Consider the following 17,022-nt stretch of genomic DNA (forward strand, 5'->3'; position numbering starts at 1 on the left):
TTGTCCCGAGCATCTGCAGCCGGTTGATACGTTGGCAGATCCTCGGCACAAGGCCGAGGATGACGGAGAATAAAGAGCGAGGCTTGTCAACAAGCCAAGGAGACCCAGGTCTCGTCGTCAAAAAAAGGCTCTGCGAAAGCCTATTCGTCGCCCATCTTCAGCGCCGCGATGAAGGCTTCCTGCGGAATCTCCACCTTGCCGAACTGGCGCATGCGCTTCTTGCCGGCCTTCTGCTTGTCGAGCAGCTTGCGCTTGCGGGTGGCGTCGCCGCCGTAGCATTTCGCGGTCACGTCCTTGCGAAGCGCCGAGATCGTCTCGCGGGCGATGACGTTGCCGCCGATCGCCGCCTGGATCGGGATCTTGAACATGTGCTTCGGGATCAGCTCCTTGAGCTTCTCGCACATGTCGCGGCCGCGCTTTTCGGCGGCGGTGCGGTGCACCATCATCGACAGCGCGTCGACCGGCTCGCCGTTGACGAGGATCGACATCTTCACGAGGTTGCCCTCGCGGTGGTCGGTCAGCGTATAGTCGAAGGAGGCGTAGCCCTTGGAGATCGACTTCAGCCGGTCGTAGAAATCGAAGACGACTTCATTGAGCGGCAGGTCGTAGGTCAGCATCGCGCGCGTGCCGACATAGGTGAGCTCGATCTGGATGCCGCGCCGGTCCTGGCAGAGTTTCAAAATGCCGCCGAGATAATCGTCCGGGGTCAGGATCGTCGCGCGGATCCACGGCTCGTGGATTTCCGAGATTTTCACGACATCGGGCATGTCGGCCGGGTTGTGCAGCTCGCGCTCCGAGCCGTCGGTCATGAACATCTTGTAGACCACCGACGGGGCGGTGGCGATCAGGTCGAGGTCGAATTCGCGCTCCAGCCGTTCCTGGATGATTTCGAGATGTAACAGGCCGAGGAAGCCGCAGCGGAAGCCGAAGCCGAGAGCAGCCGACGATTCCATTTCGAAGGAGAAGGAGGCGTCGTTGAGGCGAAGCTTGCCCATGGCGGCGCGCAGATCCTCGAAGTCGGCGGCATCGACCGGGAACAGGCCGCAGAACACCACCGGCTGCGCTGGCTTGAAGCCCGGCAGCGCTTGTGCGGTCGGCCGCTTGTCCTCGGTGATCGTATCGCCGACGCGGGTGTCGGCCACTTCCTTGATCGAGGCGGTGATGAAACCGATCTCGCCGGGGCCGAGGCTGTCGACATTGACCATCTTCGGCGTCAGCACGCCGACGCGCTCCACCTGGTATTTCGCATCGGTGCCCATCATGCGGATCGTCTGGCCCTTGGTCAGCACGCCGTCGATGATGCGCACGAGAACCATGACGCCGAGATAGGTGTCGTACCAGCTGTCGACGAGCAGTGCCTTCAGCGGCGCCTTGTCGCCGCCCGGGCTCTTCGGCGCCGGCAGCTTGTTGACGATCGCCTCCAGCACGGCGGGAATGCCGAGGCCTGTTTTGGCCGAGATCAGCACGGCCTCCGAAGCGTCGATGCCGATCACTTCCTCGATCTGCTCCTTGATGCGGTCGGGTTCGGCGGCGGGCAGGTCGATCTTGTTGAGGACGGTGACGAGTTCGTGATTGTTGTCGATCGCCTGGTAGACATTGGCGAGCGTCTGCGCTTCCACGCCCTGCGAAGCGTCGACGACCAGCAGCGAGCCCTCGCAGGCCGACAGCGACCGCGAGACTTCATAAGCGAAGTCGACGTGGCCGGGCGTGTCGATCAGGTTGAGAATGTATTTCTCGCCATTATCAGCCTGGTAGTGCAGGCGCACCGTCTGGGCCTTGATGGTGATGCCGCGCTCTCGCTCGATATCCATATTGTCGAGCACCTGCTCGGACATTTCGCGCTCGGCAAGGCCGCCCGTCGTCTGGATCAGCCGGTCGGCCAGCGTCGATTTGCCGTGGTCGATATGGGCCACGATCGAAAAGTTGCGGATATGGGATAGCGGAGTGGTCGAATTGGTGCTCATGCGCGCCATATAGCAGCGCCGCCCCCTGCCGCAAAGCGGTAATTATCCCGCTGTTTACGCTATTTTGTCAGCCGGTCGGACGCGTCTCAGACCGGCCAGGTCTCCAGCCGCCAGGCCGAATCCCAGAACATCCATTCATATTGCGAGGCGCGCACGAACACATCCATCATCTGAGCGCGCTCTGAAGGCGATGCGGCGCGGGCGGCGATATCGGTCAGGGCGATCACTTCGCGTGCGCCAGCGGCAAATTGCGGATCGCCATAGGTGTTGATCCAGGCCTGGAAGGCGTTGCCCTCGATCGCCGGCCGGCTCTTGATCGCCTCGCCGACATGCCAGTAGATCCAGAAGCAGGGAAGGATAGCGGAAAGTGCCACTGCATAGGAGCTGTGATAGGCGGTGGCGAGTAGGAAATTCGTGTAGGCGAAGCAGGAGGGCGAGGGTTCGGCCGCGGTGACATCCTCGGAGCTGATGCCGAACTGGGTAAGGAAGCCGGCATGCAGGCCCTGCTCGACGGTGATCGCCTTCTGCGCCGAACCGAGGAAGCGCAGCACCTGCGCATTGTCAGGAGCCTTGGCTGCGACGATCGCCAGGCAGCGGGCATAATGCTTGAGGTAAAGCGCATCCTGGAGGATGTAGTGGCGGAAGACCTCAGGCGGCAGCGTGCCGTCGGAAAGACGCGTGAGAAGCGGCAGCACCTCGATCTCGGCCATGACGGGCGCGATCCTGTCCCAGGCGGCGGCCGTGAAGCTTCCCGTCAGTTCCGTGCTTTGCGTGCCGGCGTCCATCACTCTCTCCGATCTCAATTGCGCTGTCATATATCGGCGAGGCTGTGGCGAAAGCAAGGGTGGTTTGCCCGCCCTGCCGAGGCTTGATTCCATCATCGGATCATGTATTTCTCTTATAGTAGAAATTGGATCGACACATGGAAGAGCAGCTGGAACAGGCAATCGGCATCCGGATCCGCAAGCTGCGGCTGGATAAAGGATTGACCCTTGATGATCTCGCCACGGCCTCCGGGGTCAGCCGGGCGATGATTTCGCGCATCGAACGGGCGGAGGCGAGCCCCACCGCCTCGCTGCTGGCAAGGATCTGCGCCGCGCTCGGCCTGTCGCTGTCGGCCTTCTTCGCGGAGGAGGGGGAGCAGGCCTCGCCGCTGGCCCGCCGCCAGGAGCAGCAGGTCTGGCGCGATCCGGAGACCGGTTATATCAGGCGGTCCGTTTCAGCTCCGGGCACGGCCTCCGACGTCGATATCGTCGAAGTCGAATTCCCGCCTGGCGCCCGCGTCAGCTTTCCCCCGCATGCGGCATCGCATGGCATGACCCAGCATATCTGGCTGTTCGACGGCGAGCTGGAGATGACGGCGGGCGAGGCGGTCTACCGGCTCCGCCCCGGCGATTGCCTCTTCATGCCGGTCGGCGAAGGCCATGTCTTCCACAATCCCGGCAACGCGCCGGCGCGTTATTGCGTCGTGCTCGATCGCGGCGGCCGTTAACAACATTCATTTCAGGAGAAGACCATGCCCGATATTCGCACCCTTTCCGCCGAGGAGGCGCGCGCCGCCATTCCGGCGCTGGCACAAGTGCTTGCCGATTGCGTCGCCGGCGGCGCCTCCGTCGGCTTCATGCAGCCCTATGGGTCAGACGATGCCGAACCCTATTGGCGCGATGTCGCCGACGCGGTCGCCACCGGCGGCAATCTGCTGCTGGTCGCCGAACTAGAGGGCCGGATCGTCGGCACGGTGCAGGTGGGCGCCGCGCAGATGCCGAACCAGCCGCACCGCGGCGATCTGAAGAAGCTGCTGGTGCATCGCTCCGCCCGCGGGCGTGGCCTCGCCCGGCTGCTGATGGAGGCCGCCGAGCGTGAGGCGGCGAGATGCGGCAAGACCCTGCTGGTGCTCGACACGGCGACCGGCAGCGATGCCGAGGCGATCTATCCGCGCCTGGGCTGGCAGCGTGTCGGCGTCATCCCCGATTATGCCCTGTGGCCGCAAGGCGGCTTCTGCGACACTACCCTGTTTTACAAGCGCCTCGTCTGAATGCGCCGGCCGGCTTATCTCACATGGCTCATCGCGAATGGCTGAAAGCGGAAAGCGTCTCGCGGAGCCTGGCTCCTGCCGTCCATTGCGCCGCGTTCCAGCCGAATTGCCGCGCCGCTTCGATATTTTCCGCCATATCGTCGATGAAGGCGATTTCGCCGGGCAGGGCGCCGGCCCGCTCGGTCGCCAGCCGGAAAAAGTCAGGCGAAGGTTTCCTGTACCCGAGCGCTGCGGAGTAGAGGATGTCGTCGAAATGGGCGTTAAGACCCAACTGCTCCATCAGGTAGCGCGCCCGCCCGTGCTCCTGATTGGTCGCCAGGAACAGCGTGACGCCGCTTTGCCGGAAAGCAGCAAGCTCATCGAGCAGAACGCGGTCGAGGCGGGAATCGTTTTCGAACCAGTAATCGATCAGCGTCGCGGCGCTGAGCTGCGGCGCGATCTTTGCCAGCACTTTGGCAAGGCTGGGCTCCAACGGCTCACGGCCAACGATGATGTCGGCCCAGCAGGTCTGGAAGAATTCCCGCTGCAGCAGGTCGAGGCGCAGCCCGAGATCGCGCTCAAGATAGGTGAAGTGCGGCAGGCCATCGGCCGGCCGGCCATGAATGAGCACGCCGTCGACATCGACCATCAGCACTTTCATGCGGAAAATTTCCTCGTTCTCAAAACACCGGCGAAGGTGGCGTTGTTGCTCTGGATGATCAAGAGGTCGCTTCACCGCTTTTTTGTCGCGGCAACCCCGTGTAAATCTCGAGCTTCAATCAACGGCAGGATCTGAAATGCGCATCATTTATTCCGAAGACCACAAGCTGCGCGATGCCAAGACCGAGCTCCATGCCGGCCAGCTGGTGACGCCGTTCGAGGCGCCGTTCCGGGCCGAATGGATCCTGGCGGCGGTCAAGGAGGCGGGTTTTGCCGATGTCGTGGCGCCGGATGCGCACGGGCTGGAAACGGCCAAAAAGGTGCACGATCCCGCCTATCTCGATTTTCTCGCCGCGGTCTGGGACCGCTGGGTGGCGGCCGGTTTCACCGGCGAGGCGATCGCCAATTCCTTTCCGGTCCGCCGCACCAGCCAGCGCGTGCCCGACAATATCGTTGGCGCGATCGGCCATTATGCCAATGCCGCCGACACCTCGATCACCAAGGGCTCTTACGAGGCGGCGATCGCCTCGATGCGCTGCGCGCTGACGGGCGCCGACTGGCTGGGTGAGGGCAATCGTTTCGCCTTTGCGCTCTGCCGCCCGCCCGGCCACCATGCCGGCATCGATCTTTTCGGCGGTTATTGCTTCATCAACAATTCGGGTGTGGCGGCGCAGCGGCTGCTCGATCGCGGTGCGAAAAAGGTCGCCGTGCTCGATGTCGATTTCCACCATGGCAACGGCACGCAGGATCTCTTCTATCACAGAGGCGATGTCTTTACCGCCTCGCTGCACGGCGATCCCATGCAGGCCTTTCCCTATTTCCTCGGCCATGCCGACGAGGAGGGCGAGGCGGCGGGCACCGGCGCCAACCGCAACTATCCGATGCCGCCGGGCACGCCCTGGGATGTCTGGTCTGCGGCCCTTGCCGATGCACTTGTCCGCATCAAGGCCTTTGGCGCCGAGGCGATCGTCGTCGCACTCGGCGTCGATACTTTCGAGCGCGACCCGATCTCCTTCTTCGGGCTCACCTCCGATGATTTCACCCGCATGGGTGCGATGATCGCTTCTGCCGGCCTGCCGGTGCTCGTCTGCATGGAGGGCGGCTACGGCGTGCCGGAAATCGGCCTCAACGTCGCCAACGTTCTCAAGGGTCTGGAAGCCTGATCGCTTGATATGACCGACGAGACTATTCCATCCGATATCCCGACACCCCGCATGCTGAGCTGGGCGCGCAACTCCGCCATCTATCGCCTGGAGCGGCGGATGATGACGGAAAAGCAGCTCTTCGACGCCATCACCCGCAAGGCCAAGGAGAAGTTCGAGGATATCAGCGCCGCACAGCTCAAGGCGGTTGCCGATTTCGCCGTCAAATTTGCCTATGACAACAAGGTGCTCGATGATAGCGCCTATGCCGAGATCAGCACGCGCTCGGCCGTGCGCGGCGGCAAATCGAAGCGCGCGATCGCCCAGAAGCTGACAGCTAAGGGCGTCTCCGGCGAGAAGGTCGAGGCGGCACTTGAGGCGGCGGACGATCTCTATGCCGCGGCGATATTCGCCCGCAAGCGCGCCTTCGGTCCCTTCCGCCGGGTCGAGCTCGACGACAAGCGAAAGGCGAAGGAGCTCTCCGCTTTCGCCCGCAATGGCTTCAGCTTCGAGATCGGCAAGAAAGTCTTCGAGATGAGCTTCGAAGATGCCGAAGAGGTGATCCTCTCCGGCCGCCTCTGATGCATCAGGTCTTTTGCTGCCTGGATCAGAAGTTTGAATTTGCCGGGTTCAAGTCGCCTCCGTATGAAGAGCGCTGAAGCGGAGATGCTGCACATGGAAGATAGAACGAGTGACGGTTCCGGCGTGCTGGCAATGAAAGCGCCTGCAGCATCCGGCGGCCTGGCGGCTGGCGCGCTGATGTGCCTGATGTCCATGTCATCGATCCAGTTCGGCGCGGCACTTTCCTCCTCCGCCATCGCCACCTATGGACCTGCCGGCGCCAGCTGGCTGCGCCTTGCCTTTGCCGCCCTCATTCTGGCCGTCGCCGTCCGTCCACGCATATTCAGCTACACGAAAGAGCAATGGACGAGTGCTCTGGTTCTCGGCACGACGACGGCGCTGATGACGATGAGTTTTTTCGCGGCGATCGAGCGCATACCGCTCGGTCTTGCCGTGGCGATCGATTTTCTCGGCCCGCTTTCGGTCGCGACCATCGGCTACGGCCTCAGCCGGCGTCTCGTCTGGCCGCTGATTGCCGCGCTCGGTGTTCTGGCTCTTGCCCATGATGGTGAAGGCTGGGTTGGGAATATCCAGGGCATTCTCTTCGCCTGCGGCGCGGGAACCGGTTGGGCGATTTACATCGTGCTCACCAAGAAGATCGGCGCAAGCTTCAAGGGGCTGGAAGGGCTTTCCATGTCGCTGATGGTTGCCGCTCTGGTCGCCACACCCTTCGGCTTCGCAGGCGCCGTGCCGGCGCTCGATAGTTATGGCCTGATCGAAATGGCGGGCCTTGCCGTACTCGTGCCGCTGCTACCCTACACGCTGGAGCTGATTGCCCTGCGGCGCATGCCGACAACTTCCTTCGGCATCCTCATGAGCCTAGAGCCGGCCATTGCCGCACTTGCGGGCTTCGCCATTCTGGCGCAGCCCATGACCCTGCTGCAGATGGCGGGAACGGCGCTCGTCGTTGCCGCAAGCGCGGGCGCGACCTTTTCCGCAAAGCAGTAAGGGATCAGCCCGTCTTCCTGGTGGGATCGTCGAGAGCGGGATTGTAGAACAGCGAGAGCGTCAGGCTTTTGGCGATCCGCTCGGCCGTCGCCATGAACCAGGCCTTGGCCTGCGGCGTTGGCGCGATATCGTCGAGGGTTGCGGCAAACAGCGACAGCCACTTCGGAAAAAGGTCGGGCGTCAGGTTCTGGACGCCGCTATGCGCCTGCACCGGCTTGCCGCCATAGGCGCCGCTGCGGAATGCGACCGCCGACCAGAAGCTCTTCATCTTCTCCATATGCTCCGGCCAGCGACCGGAGAGCCGGGCGTCGAACACCGGGCCGAGATCGGGATGCGCAAGCACGCGGGCGTAGAAGGTCTCGACCAGCCTGCCGATGAAGGCCTCGTCGACCCCCATTTCCAGCATCTCGGCCTCCGCCCTTTCGCGGATCGCCGCGACATGGGCAGGGCGGCCCTGAATCTCATTGTTCATCATAAACCCCGGCGCCGCGTGATGCGGCAGCCCTCATATAGGTGTTTACGACAGCGAGCCAAAGTCGTTCGTGCCCGCTTGCGGCAATCTGTCAGCCGGCCTTCGCACGCCCTTGACCGTCATCGCCTCCTTCTTTAGATTTAGAATAATTCTAAATTTGGAGAAAGTCATGCTGGCGCGGTTTTTCAGATCCTCGAAACGATCATTCGAATCGCTGTCCGAGCAGGAGATTCTCGCCCTCGCGATCGCCTCCGAGGAGGACGATGCCCGCATCTATCTTGCCTATGCCGACAGGCTGCGGCGTGAATTCCCAGCCTCGGCCAAAGTCTTCGAGGATATGGCCGAGGTCGAGGACACGCATCGCAAGTCGTTATTCGAGATCCATCGCCAACGTTTCGGCGAGCGCATTCCGCTGATCCGGCGCGAACATGTTGAAGGTTTTTATGAGCGCAAGCCTGACTGGTTGAGGGCAAATCTGACGCTGGATGCGATGCGCCGGGAAACCGAGGCGATGGAGGAACAGGCCTATCGTTTCTATGTCGAGGCGGCAAAACGCACCTCGGACGCCTCGACGCGCGAGCTGCTCGGCGACCTCGCGCTTGCCGAACAGGGGCATGAGGATATCGCTCGTATGCTGGGCGACAAACATACGCCCGAAGATGTCCAACGCGACGAGAACGAAACGGTGCATCGGCAATTCGTGCTGACCTATGTGCAGCCGGGCCTTGCCGGGCTAATGGACGGCTCGGTCTCGACACTGGCGCCGATCTTCGCCGCCGCCTTCGCCACGCAGGATACCTGGCAGACTTTTCTTGTCGGCCTTTCTGCCTCCGTCGGCGCCGGCATCTCGATGGGCTTCACCGAAGCCGCCCATGACGACGGCAAGATCTCCGGCAGGGGCTCGCCGATCAAGCGCGGCCTTGCCTGCGGCATCATGACGGCGCTCGGCGGCCTCGGTCACGCCCTGCCTTATCTGATCCCGCACTTCTGGACCGCGACGATCACCGCCGCGATCATCGTCTTCTTCGAACTCTGGGCAATCGCCTTCATCCAGAACCGCTATATGGAAACCCCCTTCCTGCGCGCCGCCTTCCAGGTGGTCCTCGGCGGCGGCCTGGTGCTCGGCGCGGGTATTTTGATTGGGAATGGGTGAGGAGCGGTCGGCAAAGCCGAGCAATCGATCCAGTGAATCGATTGCAGCGACGAACGCCCGAAGCGAAAGCGAAGGGCCGGGCAGCGGTGGAGCATGCCGAAGCCTTTATTTCGGGCGGTCCGCCCAACGATCAGGTTTGCCGGTCGCGTCGAATGTTTCGACGAGGAAGGCGGATCTCAGACACGCTCAACGACTAGCCCTCATGGTGAGGAGGCTCGCAGGGCCGTCTCGAACCACGAGGGCGGGTGGGGGAATGCTACCCCACAACATCTACATCTGCCGAGGCCAGTGGCCAGCCCCGTCCTTCGAGGCTTCGCCCTGCGGGCTACGCACCTCAGGATGAGGCTGGAGAGACCGCATGCCAGTCTCTTTGCTCTTCGCTTATGCTCAGCGCATCCCGGGCTCATCTACGGTTGCAACCGCAGGGGGTGCGGGCGACTTCGTCACGCCTCTGGCCGGGTGGCCACCCGGCCAGAGGCTCAATCGCTTCCATCGCACGAAATTACTAACGTGCAGATACAAGGGGGGTGAGGAGCGTCAGCGACGAACACCTTGAGCGGAAGCGAAAGGTAGTAGTGGACGCGTCTCCACCCCCAAAAAGCAAAAGGCCGGCTTTCGCCGGCCTTTTCCCACGCCCCCCAAAAACTCTTACCGCAGTGCGCCGACCAGAACGTCGCGGCCGTTCTCGATGGTGACCCAGCGGCCGGAATTGTAGCTCGACTGGCGCTTGACGAAGGAATAGGGCGTCCCAAACCACGGCTTGACGTCGGGGGCGAGGTTGTCGAGCACGAAGTCGCCCTCGGCGGTGCGCAGCGTCAGCACGGCATGGCCTTCACCGTCGGGCTTGCGCACGACGGTCATCAGCAGATCGGCGGCCGAAAAGCCGCGCTGGATCAGCATGCGGCGCTTCAAGAGCGCGAAATCCTCGCAATCGCCGGCCGTGGTCGGATAGGCCCAGACCTCATCCTTGCCGTAGATTTCCTTGTCGGTCATCGGCGTGATCGTGCGGTTGACCGTGGCGTTGACCGAACGCACCAGCGACCACTTTGCCGGGGTCATCTCGACCGGGCCGGAATTGCGGTTTGCCCCGCATTCGCTGCGGTGGATCTGACAGAAATCATAGTGTCCGATCGGCTGGGATGTGGCATTGCCCGTGACCATTGAAGCATTTCTGCTGGGGGCCGGTATGGCGGCCGTCGCCATCGCAAACATGGCCATCATGGCCACAAAAATACCCTTCATCCGCACGCCCGCTCTTCCTCGCATCGCCCCTTATTTATTAACAAAGTGTTAATGGAGAGGGCCAAGAAGAGTCAATCGTTACTTCTTGGGAGCACCTTGCGACTCGCCGACATGGTTAAAATGCAACGAGTTGAGCACTTGCATCACGGGAATTTCTCGGTCGGTGCGGCTTAAGCGGGCATCTGCCTGCTTGTCGATGACCCGACGATGCCTTTCACGGCGCTGAGCAGAAGCGCGATATCGCTCGGGCGGGAAAGGCGGTGGTCGCCGTCGCGGATGAAGGTCAGCACCACGTCGTCAGAGGGCAGATGTTCGGCGAGTTTCATCGCATGCGCATGCGGCACGTCGGCATCTTTCATGCCCTGGAGGATATGCACCGGGCAGCCTGTTTCGATGATGCCGTCGAGCACCCGGTTTTGGCGGCCGTCCTCGATCAGCGCCCTGGTATAGATATTCGGCTCGGGACTATATTGCGATCGTTCTTCGAAATAGCCGCGCTCGGCAAGCGACTTGCGCTCCTTGGCTTTGAGGTTCGGCTCGATCAACTCGGAGGTGAAATCCGGTGCCGGTGCGATGAGCACCATGCCGACGAGCTTCGGGCCGCCCTGCCGGGCAAGTTCCTGCGCCAGCCTGAGCGCGATCCAGCCACCCATCGAGGAGCCGACGAGGATCACCCGTTCCGGGGCGACATGGCGGATGACGGCCAGCGCCTCCTCCAGCCAGCGCGAGATCGTGCCGTCGCGGAAGCTGCCGCCGGAGAGCCCGTGGCCGGAATAGTCGAAGCGGATGCAGGCGAGCCCAAGCTGCGCCGCCAAGCCATCGAGTTCCACGGCCTTGGTGCCGCTCATATCGGAGCGATAGCCGGATAACCAGATGAGCGCCGGTGCGTCGCTGCCGGCTCGCGCCGGGCGGACGATGATAGCGATATCACGCACCGCCTCACCCTCGCCGACCGTCAGGAACTGCGGCTGGGCATTGGGCATCTGATCGAACATCGGCGAAACTCCTGTTATTTTGGTCTATAAAACAGATTCTTGGCAGGCTGACAGCGGGTGATTTTTCCGCTAAAGGATGATATTGACTCCGTTGCAGCGATGACGCGACACGTTTGTGCACCCCGATATGGGAGCGCGAGGCTGCAACGTTCCGAAACAACGCGAGGAGAATACGACCATTCGCAGACCTTTTAAAACCGACGCGCCCGTGAAGGACGGACCGCGCTCGAACCGTGAAATCCGCATTCCCAAAGTTCAGCTGATCGGGGCTGACGGCGAGAATATGGGCGTCGTGCCTACCGACCAGGCCTTGAGAATGGCTGAGGAAGCCGGCCTCGATCTCGTCGAAATTTCCCCCAATGTCGAACCGCCTGTGTGCAAGATCCTCGATCTGGGCAAGCTGAAATATGCCAACCAGAAAAAGGCTGCCGAGGCGCGCAAGAAGCAGAAGATCGTCGAAGTCAAAGAAATCAAGATGCGCCCGAACATCGACACCCATGATTATGAGGTGAAGATGAAGGCGATGGGTCGCTTCTTCGACGAAGGCGACAAGGTCAAGGTGACGCTGAAGTTCCGCGGCCGCGAAATGGCCCACCAGGAACTCGGCATGAAGCTGCTGCAGCAGGTAAAGGCCGATACGACCGAGTTCGCCAAAGTCGAAGCCGAGCCCAAGCTCGAAGGTCGCCAGATGATGATGGTGCTGGCGCCGAAGTAAGCGCCAGGCACTTTTTCGCCCCAAGGCCGTCCGCAAGGGCGGCTTTTGTGCTTTCTAACATGGGTGCTTACGAGCGTGCGAAGATTCCTCCGCAGCCCCGTTGCACTTTCAGGACGCTGCGGTTATAAGCGCGCGTCCGAACTGACCGGCAGGGCATGCCGTGGCAGTTTCGAATGCTTGCGGAACGGTTCGTCGCCGAAGCCGCAGATCAACAACAAACGCTCCCGCACCTTGTTGCGACGGCCGGAGAACCGGACTTCGCGAGAAGGGCTTTTTTGATGAAGCGCGCTGGGAGGACAGAAGGAGTAGCAAAATGCCCAAGATGAAGACGAAGTCCTCAGCCAAGAAGCGGTTCAAGATCACCGCAACCGGCAAGGTCAAGGCTGCCGCTGCCGGCAAACGCCATGGCATGATCAAGCGTACCAACAAGTTCATTCGCGATGCACGTGGCACCATGGTTCTCGCAGAACCGGATGGCCGCAAGGTTATCAAGAATTACCTGCCGAACGGTCTCTGAGACCCGTCCGCGAACGCTAGATTTAAGGAGATCATGATATGGCACGTGTAAAAAGAGGCGTCACCGCCCACGCCAAGCATAAGAAGGTTCTGAAGGCCGCCAAGGGCTTTTACGGCCGTCGCAAGAACACCATCCGCACCGCCAAGGCTGCTGTCGATCGCTCGAAGCAGTACGCTTACCGCGACCGCAAGGTCAACAAGCGCAACTTCCGTGCGCTCTGGATCCAGCGCATCAACGCCGCTGTCCGCGAATTCGGCCTGACCTACGGCCGCTTCATCGACGGCCTGAACAAGGCCGGCATCGAAGTCGACCGCAAGGTTCTCTCCGACATGGCGATCCACGAGCCGGAAGCATTCGGCGCGCTCGTCAATGCTGCCAAGAAGGCTCTTGAGTATCTCAAGGAAGCCGGTACGGCTAACGAGTTTGAAGGCGCGGTCAAGTAACCAGCGCTTCCCAAGCTTTGAATTTATGATTTTGGGAAACCCGCGCTGGTTTGGGCTAGCGCGGGTTTTTCTTTCTTTATATTCCTTGCGCCGGCCGCCGCCGCCTGCCTCCCGATCGCCCGCCTGATACTGGACGGAAAGAAGTGACAATGTCAGATATCGACCAGCTCAACGCATCGCTGCTCGCCGAAATCGCTGCCGCCAATGACGAGGCGGCCCTGGAAGCGGTGCGCGTTTCCGCCCTCGGCAAGAAGGGCTCCGTCTCCGAACTGTTGAAGACGCTCGGCGCCATGACGCCGGAAGAACGCCAGACCCGGGGCGCTGCGATCAACGTTTTGAAGAATGCGGTGACCGAGGCGCTCGCCGCCCGCAAGGCGACGCTCCGCCAAGAGGCAATCAATGCGCGGCTGAAAGCCGAAACCGTCGATGTCAGCCTGCCGGTGCGCTCTTCGCCCGCCGAGCGCGGCCGCATCCATCCGATCAGCCAGATCGTCGATGAAATCACCGCTATCTTCGCCGACATGGGTTTCTCCATCGCCGAAGGTCCGGATATCGAGACCGACTACTACAATTTCACCGCGCTGAATTTCCCCGAAGGCCACCCGGCCCGCGAGATGCACGACACCTTCTTCTTCCATCCGGACGAGAACGGTGAGCGCAAGGTGCTGCGCACCCATACCTCGCCGGTGCAGGTGCGCACCATGGAGACGCAGAAGCCGCCGATCCGCATTATCATTCCCGGCAAGACCTACCGCCAGGACAGTGATGCCACGCATTCGCCGATGTTCCACCAGGTCGAAGGCCTGGTCATCGACAAGAAGGCCAACGTCGCCAACATCCGCTGGGTGCTCGAGGAATTCTGCAAGACCTTCTTCGAGGTCGACAGCGTGACCATGCGCTTCCGTCCGTCCTTCTTTCCTTTCACCGAGCCCTCTTTCGAGGTCGATATTCAGTGCGACCGCTCCGGCCCGATCGTCAAGTTCGGCGAAGGCACCGACTGGATGGAGATCCTCGGCTGCGGCATGGTCCATCCGAACGTGCTGCGCTACGGCGGGCTCGATCCGGACGAATATCAGGGTTTTGCCTGGGGCATGGGCCTCGACCGCATCGCCATGCTGAAATACGGCATGCCCGACCTGCGCGATTTCTTCAACGCCGACGTCCGCTGGATGACGCATTACGGCTTCCGCCCGCTCGACATGCCGACGCTGTTCGGCGGCCTCAGCGCTTGAACGGAGAATTGGGACGATGAAATTCACGCTCTCCTGGCTGAAAGAGCATCTGGAAACGGATGCCGGCCTCGATGAAATCTGCACGCGCCTGACCCAGATCGGATTGGAGGTCGAGGATGTCGACGACAAGGCGGCATTCAAGCCCTTCGTTATCGCCAGAATTGTCTCGGCGGAAAAACATCCGCAGGCCGACCGCCTGAAGGTGCTGATGGTCGATACCGGCGCCGGCGCTCCGGTTCAGGTCGTCTGCGGCGCCCCGAATGCCCGCGCCGGCCTCATCGGCGCCTTTGCCGCTCCCGGGACCTATGTTCCCGGCATCGACGTGACGCTTGCCGTCGGCAATATTCGCGGCGTCGAAAGCCACGGCATGATGTGCTCCGAAAAGGAGCTGCAGATATCGGACAGCCATGACGGCATCATCGATCTGCCGGAAGATGCACCGATCGGAAACAGTTACGCCGCATATGCGCATCTCGACGACCCGGTCATTGAAATCAACCTGACGCCGAACCGGCCGGATTGTACCTCGATCCACGGCATCGCCCGTGATCTCGCCGCCTCCGGTCTAGGCACGCTGAAGACCAGGCCCGCGCCGTCCTTTGCCGTCGAAGGCGAGACGCCGGTAAAGCTGACCCTCGATCTCGACGATCAGAGGCTCTGCCCTGGCTTTGCGCTGCGCCTGGTGCGCGGCGTCAGGAACGGGGCTAGCCCGCGCTGGATGCAGCAGCGGCTCACCGCCATCGGCCTGCGCCCGATCAATGCGCTGGTCGATATCACCAATTACATGACTTTCGACCAGGGCCGGCCGATGCACGTCTTCGACGCCGCCAAGGTCAATGGGAACCTCACCGTTCGCCGCGCCGTCGAGGGCGAGACCGTGCTGGCGCTCGATCAGCGCGAATACAAGCTCGGTCCGAACAATGTCGTCATCTCGGATGAAGACGGCATCGAATCGATCGGCGGCATCATGGGTGGCGAACATTCCGGCTGCGACGAAAACACCGTCGACGTGCTGATCGAATCCGCTCTCTGGGACCCGATGAACATCGCCAAATCGGGCCGCAGCCTCGGCATCATCACCGATGCCCGCTACCGCTTCGAACGCGGCGTCGATCCGGACTATATGGTGCCCGGTCTCGAACGCACGACGGAACTGGTGCTGGAACTCTGCGGCGGCACAGCCGCCAGAGCCGAGGTCGTCGGCTATAAGGGTTACGAAGCAAAGATCGTCGATTTCCCCTATTCCGAGGTCAAGCGCCTGACGGGGCTCGACGTCTCGGATGAGGAAAGCAATAGCATTCTGACCCGCCTGGGCTTCACGGTCTCCGGTTCCGGCGAGCGTGTCTCCGTCGCTGTTCCTTCCTGGCGTCCCGATGTCGATGGCAAGGCCGATCTCGTCGAGGAGGTCATGCGCATTCACGGCGTCGACAATATCAAACCGGCACCGCTGGAAAGTCATGCGGCCGTCAACGGCAAGATCCTGACGACGCTGCAGATCCGCACCCGCCTCGCCAAGCGAGCGCTCGCCGCGCGCGGCATGCTCGAGGCCGTCACCTGGTCCTTCATTCCGGAAGATCAGGCAAAGCTTTTCGGCGGCGGTTCGCCCGCCCTCAAGCTTGCCAATCCGATCGCCGCCGAAATGTCGGATATGCGCCCCTCGCTGCTGCCCGGCCTGCTGACCGCAGCCCAGCGCAATGCCGACAAGGGTTATGGCGACGTCGCCCTCTTCGAGGTCTCCGGCACCTATGAGAACGACAGGCTCGAGGGGCAGCGCCGCGTCGCCGGCGGCATCCGCCGCGGCACGGCTTCGCTTGCCGGCGCCGGCCGTGCCTGGTCGAACGCCGCCAAGGGCGGCGGCAAACCAGTCGATGTCTTCGACGCCAAGGCCGATGCGCTCGCCGTCATCGAAGCCTGCGGCCTGCCGATGGGCAATATCCAGATCGAGCAGGGCGGGCCGGAATGGTATCATCCCGGCCGCTCCGGCACGATCAAGATGGGGCCGAAGGTCGTGCTCGGCTATTTCGGCGAATTCCATCCGCTGACGCTTGAAGCGCTCGATGTCTCCGGCGCCCTCTGCGGCTTCGAGGTCTATCTCGATGCCATGGCCGAGCCGAAGAAGAAGGCGACCCGCACCAAGCCGGCGCTCGATCTTTCGCCTTTCCAGGCGGTCAAGCGCGACTTCGCCTTCGTCGTCGACAAGACGGTGGAAGCCGGCGCCATCATCAAGGCTGCGACCGGCGCCGACCGCAAGCTGGTCACCGGCGTCAATGTCTTCGACATCTTCGAAGGCGCGTCGGTCGGCGAGGGCAAGAAGTCGGTGGCGATCGAGGTTCAGATCCAGCCGGCCGAGCGCACGCTGACGGACGAGGATTTCGAGGCGCTGACGCAGAAGATCGTCGCCAGCGTGACAAAATTCACCGGCGGTGTTCTCAGATCCTGATCCCGCCGGTCTTGGCCAAAACAAGGAACCGGTCGCCGAGGCGGCCGGTTTTATTACAGGTGAAGATGGTAGAGCTTGCTGACGATCACCCATCGGCCGTCGATCTTCAGCAGTGAGAGATAGTCGGTAAAGCGCATTCCGGCGAAATCGTCGGTGACCTTGACGCTCGCCGCATCGCCCTCGACATCGACGCTCTGGATATCCATGAAGGGCTGCGTGCCGGGTGGTGCCGGCTCCTCCGCCAGGATCGCGGCGATGAATTCGTCGCGCGTCAGCCATTCGACGGCATTCTGGTAGTGGCCGATGATCGAGCTTTTGGGGTGAAAGGCCTTCTTCAAGGCTGCCTCATTGGCGAAGGCCATGCCTTCGACATAGAGATGAACCGTCTGTTCGACTGCCTGCCTGTCCGACATATCGTCATCCCGTTCTTCGAGATGGCGTTAGATAGTTTCGCCGGCCGCGAT

The 17,022-nt window shown here is 62.0% G+C and carries 18 protein-coding genes; 11 read left to right on the forward strand and 7 right to left on the reverse strand.

All coding sequences use genetic code 11. From position 1 onward, the window contains the following. Window positions 1-140 precede the first annotated feature (140 nt). Together lepA and tenA are read right to left on the reverse strand one after the other, a co-directional pair. Entirely contained in the window at window positions 141-1,973 is a 1,833-nt protein-coding gene (gene lepA, locus FHX14_RS06770; protein WP_184376646.1) for a translation elongation factor 4, read from the reverse strand. Between the two features lie 77 nt (window positions 1,974-2,050). After that, window positions 2,051-2,749 carry a thiaminase II gene (gene tenA, locus FHX14_RS06775; RefSeq protein ID WP_054182113.1) on the reverse strand — a complete coding sequence of 233 codons (699 nt, stop codon included), beginning with the start codon at window positions 2,747-2,749 and terminating at the stop codon, window positions 2,051-2,053. 137 nt (window positions 2,750-2,886) lie between these two features. On the opposite strand from tenA, the gene FHX14_RS06780 reads away from it, so the two are divergent. After that, a complete protein-coding gene (locus FHX14_RS06780) occupies window positions 2,887-3,456 on the forward strand; it encodes an XRE family transcriptional regulator (protein ID WP_184376647.1) in 570 nt (189 codons plus the stop codon). 24 nt (window positions 3,457-3,480) lie between these two features. After that, complete coding sequence (locus FHX14_RS06785) at window positions 3,481-3,999, forward strand: GNAT family N-acetyltransferase (RefSeq protein WP_184376648.1); 519 nt, start codon at window positions 3,481-3,483, stop codon at window positions 3,997-3,999. 28 nt (window positions 4,000-4,027) lie between these two features. Here FHX14_RS06785 and FHX14_RS06790 read toward each other — a convergent pair whose 3' ends face one another. Continuing rightward, a complete protein-coding gene (locus tag FHX14_RS06790) occupies window positions 4,028-4,639 on the reverse strand; it encodes an HAD-IA family hydrolase (RefSeq protein ID WP_184376649.1) in 612 nt (203 codons plus the stop codon). Window positions 4,640-4,775: 136 nt separating this feature from the next. On the opposite strand from FHX14_RS06790, the gene FHX14_RS06795 reads away from it, so the two are divergent. The 3 genes from FHX14_RS06795 to FHX14_RS06805 all read left to right on the forward strand — a co-directional run bounded on the left by FHX14_RS06795 (window position 4,776) and on the right by FHX14_RS06805 (window position 7,349). Continuing rightward, a complete protein-coding gene (locus FHX14_RS06795) occupies window positions 4,776-5,801 on the forward strand; it encodes a histone deacetylase family protein (protein WP_184376650.1) in 1,026 nt (341 codons plus the stop codon). A gap of 9 nt (window positions 5,802-5,810) precedes the next feature. Next, window positions 5,811-6,362: a recombination regulator RecX gene (recX, locus tag FHX14_RS06800; RefSeq protein ID WP_184376651.1), complete on the forward strand. Its 552-nt coding sequence runs from the start codon at window positions 5,811-5,813 to the stop codon at window positions 6,360-6,362. Between the two features lie 93 nt (window positions 6,363-6,455). Further along, the gene (locus tag FHX14_RS06805) at window positions 6,456-7,349 is read left to right on the forward strand and encodes an EamA family transporter (RefSeq protein ID WP_184376652.1); all 894 of its coding nucleotides are present in this window, start codon (window positions 6,456-6,458) and stop codon (window positions 7,347-7,349) included. Between the two features lie 4 nt (window positions 7,350-7,353). On the opposite strand, the gene FHX14_RS06810 is transcribed toward FHX14_RS06805, so the two are convergent. Further along, on the reverse strand, window positions 7,354-7,821 hold the full coding sequence (locus FHX14_RS06810; RefSeq protein ID WP_184376653.1) for a truncated hemoglobin: 468 nt from the start codon (window positions 7,819-7,821) through the stop codon (window positions 7,354-7,356). Between the two features lie 169 nt (window positions 7,822-7,990). Between FHX14_RS06810 and mbfA the strand changes: the two genes are divergently transcribed. Then, on the forward strand, window positions 7,991-8,974 hold the full coding sequence (mbfA, locus tag FHX14_RS06815; protein WP_184376654.1) for an iron exporter MbfA: 984 nt from the start codon (window positions 7,991-7,993) through the stop codon (window positions 8,972-8,974). 648 nt (window positions 8,975-9,622) lie between these two features. On the opposite strand, the gene FHX14_RS06820 is transcribed toward mbfA, so the two are convergent. Continuing rightward, window positions 9,623-10,222 (reverse strand): transglutaminase-like cysteine peptidase, encoded by a 600-nt coding sequence (locus tag FHX14_RS06820; protein ID WP_184376655.1) that lies wholly within the window; start codon window positions 10,220-10,222, stop codon window positions 9,623-9,625. Between the two features lie 164 nt (window positions 10,223-10,386). Beyond that, window positions 10,387-11,211: an alpha/beta hydrolase gene (locus FHX14_RS06825; RefSeq protein ID WP_184376656.1), complete on the reverse strand. Its 825-nt coding sequence runs from the start codon at window positions 11,209-11,211 to the stop codon at window positions 10,387-10,389. Window positions 11,212-11,389: 178 nt separating this feature from the next. Here FHX14_RS06825 and infC point away from each other — a divergent pair, with 178 nt between their 5' ends. The 5 genes from infC to pheT all read left to right on the forward strand — a co-directional run bounded on the left by infC (window position 11,390) and on the right by pheT (window position 16,558). After that, window positions 11,390-11,926 carry a translation initiation factor IF-3 gene (gene infC / locus FHX14_RS06830; protein ID WP_012559640.1) on the forward strand — a complete coding sequence of 179 codons (537 nt, stop codon included), beginning with the start codon at window positions 11,390-11,392 and terminating at the stop codon, window positions 11,924-11,926. Between the two features lie 313 nt (window positions 11,927-12,239). Next, window positions 12,240-12,443: a 50S ribosomal protein L35 gene (rpmI, locus tag FHX14_RS06835; RefSeq protein WP_003570998.1), complete on the forward strand. Its 204-nt coding sequence runs from the start codon at window positions 12,240-12,242 to the stop codon at window positions 12,441-12,443. A gap of 38 nt (window positions 12,444-12,481) precedes the next feature. Continuing rightward, window positions 12,482-12,886, forward strand: a complete 405-nt coding sequence (gene rplT / locus FHX14_RS06840; RefSeq protein ID WP_003589162.1) for a 50S ribosomal protein L20 — start codon at window positions 12,482-12,484, stop codon at window positions 12,884-12,886. 149 nt (window positions 12,887-13,035) lie between these two features. Further along, complete coding sequence (gene pheS, locus FHX14_RS06845) at window positions 13,036-14,118, forward strand: phenylalanine--tRNA ligase subunit alpha (protein ID WP_003589161.1); 1,083 nt, start codon at window positions 13,036-13,038, stop codon at window positions 14,116-14,118. A gap of 16 nt (window positions 14,119-14,134) precedes the next feature. Next, entirely contained in the window at window positions 14,135-16,558 is a 2,424-nt protein-coding gene (gene pheT / locus FHX14_RS06850; protein ID WP_184376657.1) for a phenylalanine--tRNA ligase subunit beta, read from the forward strand. Window positions 16,559-16,611: 53 nt separating this feature from the next. Here the strand turns inward: pheT and FHX14_RS06855 are convergent, their stop codons facing one another. Further along, window positions 16,612-16,971 (reverse strand): nuclear transport factor 2 family protein, encoded by a 360-nt coding sequence (locus FHX14_RS06855; RefSeq protein ID WP_012559642.1) that lies wholly within the window; start codon window positions 16,969-16,971, stop codon window positions 16,612-16,614. Window positions 16,972-17,022: the final 51 nt, after the last annotated feature.

It is taken from the genome of Rhizobium sp. BK619 (genome assembly GCF_014195245.1).
GTDB lineage: Bacteria > Pseudomonadota > Alphaproteobacteria > Rhizobiales > Rhizobiaceae > Rhizobium > Rhizobium acidisoli.